This is a genomic window from Kitasatospora sp. NPDC056783, from assembly GCF_042789895.1.
Taxonomy (GTDB): Bacteria; Actinomycetota; Actinomycetes; order Streptomycetales; family Streptomycetaceae; genus Kitasatospora.
The window spans coordinates 1-9,887 of the sequence record NZ_JBHUAF010000325.1; the positions used below are offsets into that span (position 1 = coordinate 1).

Genomic DNA, 9,887 nt, shown 5'->3' on the forward strand with positions numbered 1-9,887 from the left:
CCTCGACGGCGTCCGGCAGACCCGCACCTGGTCCCCCGTCACTCCTGTCACTCCCGCCGCCACCACCGCCACCGCCCCGCCGTGGCGCGACGGCGGCGTCTACCTCGTCACCGGCGGGGCCGGCGGGATCGGCGCCGCGACGGCCCGCCGGATCGCCGCCGACGTCCGGCGGCCCACCCTCGTCCTCGCGGGCCGCTCGCCCGCCGACGAGCGGGTGGCGGCGCTGCTGGCCGACCTGCGCCGGGCCGGCGCCGAGGCCCGCTACGTCCGGGCCGACGTCTCGCGCTGGGAGGAGGTCCGCCACCTCGTCGCCGAGGCGGGCGAGGTCACCGGAGTGGTGCACGCCGCCGGTGTGGTCCACGACGCCCCGCTCGCGGACAAGTCCCGGGCCCTGTGGGAGGAGGTCCTCGGGGCGAAGGCGGACGGCCTCGTCCACCTCGACCGGGCCACCGAGCACTGCCCGCTGGAGTTCCTCCTCGTCTACTCCTCCGGCTCCGGGATCACCGGCAACCCGGGGCAGTGCGACTACGCGGCCGCCAACGCCTTCGTCGACGAGTTCGCCGCCGCCCGCAACGCCTCGGTCGCCCGGGGGCAGCGGCGCGGCCGGACGCTGTCCGTGGCCTGGCCGCTGTGGCGGGACGGCGGCATGGCCCTGGACGAGCGCACCCGGGCCTACCTGTGGGAGGACCGCGGGCTGCTGCCGATGCCGACGGAGACGGGCCTCGCCGCCCTGGTCGACGCCTGGCACACCGGGGCGGACCAGGTCTGGGTGCACCACGGCGCACCGGCGCCCGTGCCCGCGCCCACGCCCGCGCCCTCAGCGGTGCCCACGCCCGTGCCCTCTGCGGCGCCCACGCCCGCGCCCGCACACGTGCTGAACCACCTGCTCCAGGTCTTCGCCGAGGTCAGCAAGCTCCCCCCGACGGAGATCGATCCGGACCGCCCGTTCGTCGACATCGGGCTCGACTCGGTGATGGTGATCCAGCTCAACCGCGCCCTCGCCCCGTTCTACCCCGGGGTCTCCTCGACCCTCTTCTACGAGCAGCCCACCCTGCGCGCGGTGGCGGCCGGCCTCGGCGCCGGCCACCGGCCGCAGCAGCCCGCACCGGCGCCACGACCGCAGTCGCAGTCGCAGTCGCAGCCACAGCCACAGCCACAGCCACAGCCACAGCCGAGCGTCGCCCCCGACGAGCCCATCGCCGTCATCGGACTCAGCGGCCGCTACCCGGGCGCCGCCGACCTGGACGCGTTCTGGGACAACCTCCGGGCCGGCCGCGACTGCGTCCGGGAGCTGGACCGGTGGCCGCTGGAGGGCTTCTTCGAGGCCGACCGCGCCACCGCCGTCGCCACCGGGCGCAGCTACAGCAAGTGGGGCGGCTTCCTCGACGGCTTCGCGGACTTCGACCCGAGGTTCTTCGGCATCGCCCCGCGCGACGCGTACGCGATGGACCCGCAGGAGCGGCTGTTCGTCCAGGCCGCCTGGGAGGTGCTGGAGGACGCCGGATACACCCGGGCGCGCCTCGCCGAACAGCACTCCCACCGGGTCGGGGTGTTCGCGGGCGTCACCAAGGTCGGGCACGCCCGGCACCAGGCGGGCCGGCTTCCCTCGGGCGAACTCGTCGTCCCCGGGCTGTCGTTCGCCTCGCTGAGCGCCCGGGTCTCCTACCTGCTCGACCTGCGCGGACCGAGCCTGACCGTGGACACCATGTGCTCGGCCTCGCTCACCGCGATCCACGAGGCCTGCGAGCAACTGCGCGGCGGCGCCTGTGAGGTGGCGATCGCCGGTGGCGCGAACGTCTACTCCCACCCGCTGGACTACGTCGAGCTGTGCCGCTCCGGCATGCTCTCGGAGGACCGGCACTGCCGCAGCTTCGGCGCCGGCGGCCACGGGTTCGTCCCGGGCGAGGGAGCGGGCTGCGTACTGCTCAAGCCGCTGTCCCGGGCACTGGCCGACGGGGACCGGGTGCTGGGGCTGATCCGCGCCAGTGGCGTCAACCACGGTGGGCGCAGCACCGGTTACACCGTGCCGAGCCCGACCGCCCAGTCCGCGCTGATCCGCGAGGTGCTCGACCGGGCCGGTGTCTCGGCCCGGAGGGTCGGCTACGTGGAGGCGCACGGCACCGGCACCGAGCTGGGCGATCCGATCGAGGTCGCCGGGCTGGCCGGGGCGTTCCGGCAGGACACCGAGGACCGGCAGTACTGCGCGATCGGCTCGGTGAAGTCCGGCATCGGGCACCTGGAGGCCGCGGCCGGCGTGGCCGGCCTCACCAAGGTGCTGCTCCAGCTCGGGCACCGGGAGCTGGTGCCCACGCTGCACGCCGAACAGCCCAACCCGAACATCGACTTCGGGTCATCCCCCTTCCGGCTCCAGCGCGAACTGGCGCCCTGGCACAGCGACGGCCCGCGCATCGCGGCGGTGTCCTCCTTCGGTGCCGGCGGCTCCAACGCGCACGTGATCGTCGAGGAGTATCCCGTGCAACCCGCAGACGGCACCGCGGACGGTGCCGAGCAGGTCGTCGTCCTGTCCGCCCGGACGCCCGAGCAACTCACCGCCTCCGTGGACCGGTTGGCCGCGTTCCTCGACCGTGAGCCGGGCACGCCGCTGGCCGACCTCGCGTACACCCTCCAGGTCGGGCGGGAGGCGATGGCCGAGCGGTACGCGGTCGCGGTCTCCTCGACCGAGGACCTGCGGGCCGCGCTGCGCGACGGCCGTGGGCACCGGGGCGGCACCGGGGCGTCCGGCGGACCGCTCGCGGAACTCGCCTCGGACGGCGACCTCCAGGAGCTGCTCATCCAGCGGTGGAGCGCCGCCGGGAAGCTGTCCAAGCTCGCCGCCCTGTGGGCGTCCGGCGTCGGCGTCGACTGGCGACGGCTGCACCGGGAGCCGCGACGGACGCTCTCGCTGCCCTCCTACCCGTTCGCGGCGGAGCGGTTCTGGATCACCGACCTGCCCCGGGCCGAGGCGGCACCCGTACCCGCACCCCAGCCGGTGTCGCAGCCAATGCCCGCACCCGTGCCCGTCAGCGCCCCGGAGCCGGTCGACCTCGACCGGCTGGTGCCCGCGCTGGTGCGGGAGAAGGTCGCCGCCGCCCTGGCGATGGACGCCTCGGAGGTCCTCGACGGGCTGGCCTTCGCCGACCTGGGCCTGGACTCCATCCTCGCGGTCCGGGTCGTGCACCAGCTCAACACCGCGCTCTCGCTGGACCTTTCGACCACGGTGGTGTTCGACCACAGCACGGTGGACCGGCTGACCGCCCACCTGCTCGCCGACTACCGCGAGCTGATCGTCACCGAACCCGCACCCACGGCCGCCGAACCCGCCGCCGACCCCGCCGCCACCGAACCCGAACCCGCACCCGCCGGACCCGCTCCGGCCCCCGCACCCGTCCACCCGGCCCCCCGCCCCGCCGACCCGGACCGCGGCCCGATCGCCGTCGTCGGCATGAGCGGCCGGTTCGCCGGCACCGGCTCGCTCGAGGAGCTGTGGACCCGTCTGGAGCAGGGCGACGACCTGGTCACCGACGCCACCCGCTTCCGCCTCGACGGAATCGGCCCCTGCACCCGGGGCGGCTTCCTCGACCGGATCGACGAGTTCGACGCGATGTTCTTCACCATCTCCGGCACCGAGGCCGCCGCGATGGACCCCCAGCAGCGGCTGCTGCTGGAGGAGTCGTGGAAGGCCCTGGAGGACGCGGGCTACGCGGGCCGGATGGAGCACCGCCGCTGCGGCGTGTACGTCGGCGCCTGGGCCGGGGACTACCTGGAGCTGCTCGACGAGACCGCCCCGGCCCAGGCCCTGTGGGGCAACATGGCCTCGGTGATCCCCAGCCGGGTCAGCTACGCCCTCGACCTCAAGGGCCCGGCGATCGCCGTCGACACCTCCTGCTCCAGTTCGCTGGTGGCGATCGACCTGGCCTGCAAGGACCTCTGGTCCGGCGAGACCTCGATCGCCCTGGCCGGCGGGGTGTTCGTCCAGTCCACGCCCCGGTTGTACGGGCTCGCGGGCCGCGCCGGGATGCTCTCCCCGAGCGGCCGCTGCCACAGCTTCGACCACCGGGCTGACGGCTTCGTACCCGGCGAGGGCGTCGGGGTGGTGGTGCTCAAGCGGCTCGCCGACGCCCTGGCCGACGGTGACCACGTGCACGGGGTGATCACGGCTGTCGGGGTCAACCAGGACGGCGCCACCAACGGGCTCACCGCCCCGAGTTCGGTCTCGCAGGAGAGCCTGATGGCCGGCCTGTACGAGCGCGCCGGCATCGACGTGGAGCGGATCGGCCTGGTCGAGGCGCACGGCACCGGCACCCCGCTGGGCGACCCGATCGAGTTCCGGGCCCTGGAGCGGGTGTTCCGCGCCCGTACCGACCGGACGGAGTACTGCGCGCTGGGCTCGGTGAAGACCAACATCGGGCACACCCAGTTCGCCGCCGGCATCGCGGGCGTGCTGAAGGTCCTGCTGGCGCTCCGGCACCGGCGGATCCCCGCCTCGCTGAACTTCGAGTCCGCGAACGGGGCCGTCCCGCTGGCCGGCAGCCCGTTCTACGTCAACACCCGCTCCCGCGACTGGACTTCACCCGAGGGCGGCCCGCGTTGCGGGGTGGTGAGCTCGTTCGGCGCCAGCGGCACCAACGCCCACCTCGTCATCGAGGAGGCGCCGCCGGTCGAGCGGCCGCCGGCGCCGCGGACCGACCTCCCGGTGGTCCTGTCGGCGCGCACCGGGGACCAGCTCGCCGAGCAGCGGCGCCGGTTGGCGGCGCACCTGCGCGCCGACCCCTCGGTGCGCCTGGACGACCTCGCCCACACCCTCTGGGTCGGCCGCAAGCGCCTCCAGCACCGCTTCGCCTGCCTGGTGGCCGACACCGCCGAGCTGCTCGCGGTCCTCGACGGCACCGCGCCGGCCCGCCCGGCGGCCGACGCGCCCGCCCCGCCGACGGCCCGTCTCGTCCCGCTGCCGACGTACCCGTTCGCCCGGGACCGGCACGGGCCCACCCCCGAGCCCACCCCCGGCCCCACACCCGGCCGTGACCGCCTCACCCTGTCCCGTACGGACGGCCTGCTGCGCGACCACGTCGTGGGGGGCCGGCACCTGCTGCCCGCCGTCGCCCATCTGGAGCTGGCCCGCCGGGCGCTGGGCGGCGACCGGCTCCGGATGACCAACGTGACCTGGGTCCAGCCGCTGGAGGTCGGCGAGGAGCCCGTCGAGGTGCTGGTCGGCCTGCGCGCCAACGCCCGTGGCGGCCACCGGTTCGAGGTCTCGACCGGCGGGACCGTCCGCTGCGAGGGCACGGTGGCGCACTCGGACGCCCCGCGCCCGGCCCGGGTGGACCTGGCCGCGCTGCGCGCCGCCTGCCCGGAGACGGTGACCGGCGAACAGGTCCACGCGGCCCTGCGGTCGATGGGCATCGAGCACGGTCCGACCCTGCGGGCGATCCGGCGGGCGCACGTGGGCTCCGGCACGGTGCTCGCCGAACTGGCCCTGCCCGACGGGGCCGAGCCGGGGGCGCTCGCCCCGGCCCTGCTGGACTCGGCGATCCAGGCCACCGTCGCGGCGCACCTGACGGAACTGCGCGACACCGCCGTGCCGTTCGCCCTGGAGCGGCTCGACCTGTTCGCCCCGTGCGTGCCGGCCATGACGGCCGTGGTGCGGGGCATCGAGGCCGGACCGCTCGGCCGGCTCGACATCGACCTGGTGGACGGGGACGGCGAGGTCCGGGTGCGGCTGACCGGCTACAGCTCCCGCCGGACCGAACCGAAGGCCGAACCGCGCCCCGCGCCGAAGGCCGACCAGCGCGCCGACGACCGACAGCCCGGAACACCGGCCGACCCCGCCCTCTACGCCCCCGTCTGGGACCCGATCACCGCGACCGGCCCCCGCGTCCCCTCCGCCGCCGACCGCGTGCTGGTCGTCGGCGGCCCGACCCCGGTCGACGGCGCCCTCGGCTGGCCGCTGCCCGCCTCGGCGACCGTCGAGGAGGCGACGGCGGCGCTGCGCGGCCTCGGCCCGATCGACCACCTGGTGTGGGCGGCGCCCGAGAGCAAGCTCGCGCCCACCGACGCCGCCGGCTACACCGCCGCCCAACAGGACGGCGTGGTGGCGGCGTTCCGCCTGGTGAAGGCGCTGATCGCGGCGGGCTACGACGCCAGGCCGCTCGGCATCACCCTGGTGACCACCCGGGCCCTCGCCGCCCACCCGGACGACGCCGTCCAGCCCGCGCACGCCGGACTGCACGGCCTGTTCGGCTCGCTGGGCCGCGAGTACGGCCACTGGACGGTCCGCCGGGTCGACCTGGACGGTTCCGGCTGGCCCGCCGACCTCACCGAACTGCCCGCCCACTCCCCCGACGACTCCTGGGTCCGGCGGGCCGGCCAGTGGCTCGCCCGCCGCTGGGCCCCGTGCGAGACCCCGCGGCGCGCGGTGTACCGGGACGGCGGGGTGTACGTCGTGATCGGCGGCGCCGGCGGCCTGGGCTCGGCCTGGACCCGGCACGTCGTCGAGAACCACGGCGCCCACGTCACCTGGATCGGCCGCCGGGCGCGGGACGAGTCGATCACCGACCGGATCCGGGCCGCCGGCGGCCCGGAGCACGTCCGCTACCTCCAGGCCGACGCCGGCGACCCGGCCGCGCTGCGCCGGGCCCTGGCCGAGGTGCGGCGCGAGCACCCCCGGGTGCACGGCGTCGTCCAGGCGGCCCTGGTGCTGCGGGACCGCACCTTCGCCCGGATGGACGAGGACGACCTGCGCGCGGCCCTGGCCGCCAAGGTCGACGTGACGACCGCGATGGCCGAGGCCTTCGACGGCGAGCCGCTGGACTTCGCGGTCCTGCTGTCCTCCATGCAGTCCTTCACCACCGCCGCCGGCCAGGGCAACTACGCGGCCGGATGCACCTTCAGCGACGCCTACGCCCACGCCCTGGGCCGGCACTGGGACACCCCGGTGCGCACCATGAACTGGGGCTGGTGGGGCGGTCTGGGCAGTGTGACCTCCGAGTTCTACCGGGAGCGGATGACCCGGGTCGGGCTGGTGTCGATCGAGCCGCCCGAGGGGCTGGCCGCGCTGGACGCCCTGCTCGGCGGTGCGCAGCGACAGCTCGCCTACGTCCGGACCGACCGGCGCAACACCCTGCCCAACTTCGACCGGGCCACCCGGGTCTCCGCGCCCGGCCCGGCCGCGCTCCCGCACCCCGGTGTGCTGCCGGCCGGTGTCGACGAGGCGGACGCCGAGCTGGGCGAGGACGTCCGGTGGCGGCGGGCCGAACGGGACCCGTGGCTCGCCAAGGTCCTCGCCGCGCAGCTGGCCGGCGTCGACCGCGCGGCGGTCCTGCCGCAGTACGCGCGGTGGTGGGAGCACTCGGTGCCGGCCCTGGTGCCCGCCGATCCGGTGGACGTCGTGCTGGCCCGCTGGGACCGGCAGTGCGAGCGGTGGTCCGTGGACCCGGACCGGGCGGCGGAGCTGCGGCTGGCCTCGGCGATGCTCCGGGCGCTGCCGGACATCCTGACCGGCCGTGCCCGGCCCACCGACGTGATGTTCCCGCGCGGTTCCATGGAGCTGGTGGAGGGCTGCTACCGGAACAACCGGGTCGCCGACCTGTTCAACCACGCCATGTCCGGGACGGCCGCCGCCCTGGTCGCCGAGCGCCTGCGCCGGGAGCCCGGCGCCCGGCTGCGGATCCTGGAGATCGGCGCGGGCACCGGCGGCACCAGCGTGGGGATGTTCGCGGCGCTCAAGCAGTTCGGGGAGAGCATCGGGAGCTACGTCTACACGGACCTGTCCAAGGCCTTCCTGAACCACGCCCGGGCCTCCTACGGTCCCGAGGTCCCGTACCTGGACTGCCGGCTGCTCGACATCGAGCGGCCGCTCGCCGGGCAGGAGATCCCCGAGGGCGCCTTCGACCTGGTCATCGCGGCGAACGTGCTGCACGCGACCAGGGACACCCGCACCACCCTGCGCAACGCCAAGGCGGCGCTGCGGCCCGGGGGTTGGCTGCTGCTGAACGAGCTGTCGGCGTTCGACCTGTTCAGCCATGTGACCTTCGGCCTGCTGGAGGGCTGGTGGCTGTTCGACGACCGGTCGCTGAGGATTCCCGGCTCGCCGGCGCTCTCGCCGGAGAGCTGGCGGGACGTGCTGGCCGGTGAGGGCTTCCGCACCGTCGTCTTCCCGGTGTCCCGGGCGCTGCCGCTCGGTCAGCAGGTCATCGCGGCGGAGAGCGACGGGGTGTCCCGGCAGCAGGTGACCGAGGCCCCGGCCGAGGCCCCGGCCCTGCCCGCGCCCCTGCCCGTGGCCCCGCCCCAAGCCCCGCCCGCCCGTACCGTCGAAGCCCCGGCGGCGGCTCCGGCCCCGGCGGCGGCCCCCGTCCCGGTGCTGGTCCCGCCCGCCGCCCCCGCCGCGGCCGAGCTGATCCTCGCCAAGGCCGCGACCGTCCTCGGCATCCCGGCCGAGCGGATCGACACCTCCGCCCCGCTCACCGACTACGGCCTGGACTCGATCCTCGTGCTCCAGCTCACCAACGCCCTGCGCGAGGACTTCGGCGAGGAGATCTCCCCCACCCTGCTGTTCGAGGCCGAGAGCGTCGACGCCCTCTGCGCCCGCCTGAGCGGTGCCGCCGCCCCCGGTCGGAGCTGGCCGCTGGCCAGCGGCCAGCTGACCATGTACCGGGACCAGTCGCGCTGCCCGGACTCCGTCGCCTACCACCTCCCGATCCTCTTCGAGGTACACGGCGAGCCGGACGAGGCGGCGCTGGAACGCGCGGTCCGGGAGCAGTCCCGGATCCACCCGCTGCTGGGCGCGGTGATCACCGAGCGGGACGGCGTCCCGTACCTGGACGTCGATCCGGCCCGGGGCCCGTCCTTCGCCCGGATCGAGCTCACCGCCACCACCCGGTCCGGTCAACTGGCCGCGCTGCGCGCGCTGGTGGGCATCCCCTTCGACCTGGCCGCCGGCCCGCTGGTCCGGGCGCACCTGGTCACGCTCCCCGACGGCCGACGGCTGCTGCTGATCACCGCCCACCACATCCTGCTGGACGGCACCTCGACGGCGGTGCTGGTCCGCACCCTGCGGGAGTGCTACCTCGGCCGGGGCCGGCTGCGGGACGCCGAGTTCGGTGAATTCGTCACCTGGGAAAGGGAGTTGCTGGACGGCCAGGGCGGCCTGCGGCACCGCGACCACTGGCTCGCGGAGCTGGCCGGCGCGACCGGGGCGCTCGATCTGCCGTACGACCGTCCGCCGGTTCCCGGACAGCTGCCCCGGGCGGAGGCCGTCGTGGTCCGGCTGCCGGGGGAGCTGGCCGCCGAGGTCTCCGAGGCCGCGAAGCGGCACCGGGTCAGCGTCTCGACCGTGCTGCTCGCCGGCTACACCCGACTCCTCCACCGGTCGACCGGCCAGAGCGACCTGATCACCGGGGTCACCACGGCCGCGCGCTACGAGGAGCGGTTCCAGGACGTGGTCGGCCAGTTCGCGAACTGCCTGCCGATCCGCTCCACGACCATGGGGGACACCGCCGAGCTGCTCCGCACCCTCCACCGCCGGGTGGTGGCCGGGATCGAGCACGGCGCCTACCCGCTGGCCGAGATCGCCCGGGCCCGGGGCGGCGCCCGCGCCGCCGACGAACCGCTGGTGCGCACCAACTTCCTGTTCCAGAACTTCGACGGCGCCCGGCTGCTGACCGACGGATCCCCCACCGGGCCCGGGGAGTTGGACCTCCGGACTTTTGACGACCTGCCCTACCCGGGCGAGTACCCCCTCGCCCTGGAGGTCTACCGGGACGGCGACGGGTACAAGGCCTTCCTCAAGTACGACACCCGGCTCTTCGAGGAGGCCACCGCCCGCCGCCTGGCGGACGAGTGGCTGGCGGCCGTCCGCGAGGTGCTGGCCGCCTGACCGGAAGGGACAAGGA

The 9,887-nt window shown here is 75.4% G+C and carries 1 protein-coding gene; it reads left to right on the top strand.

Translation table 11 applies throughout. The features are described from left to right. Window positions 1-9,871: SDR family NAD(P)-dependent oxidoreductase (locus tag ACFRMQ_RS31845; RefSeq protein ID WP_380734194.1), on the top strand; the 9,871-nt coding region annotated here is incomplete at its 5' end. Window positions 9,872-9,887 lie beyond the last annotated feature (16 nt).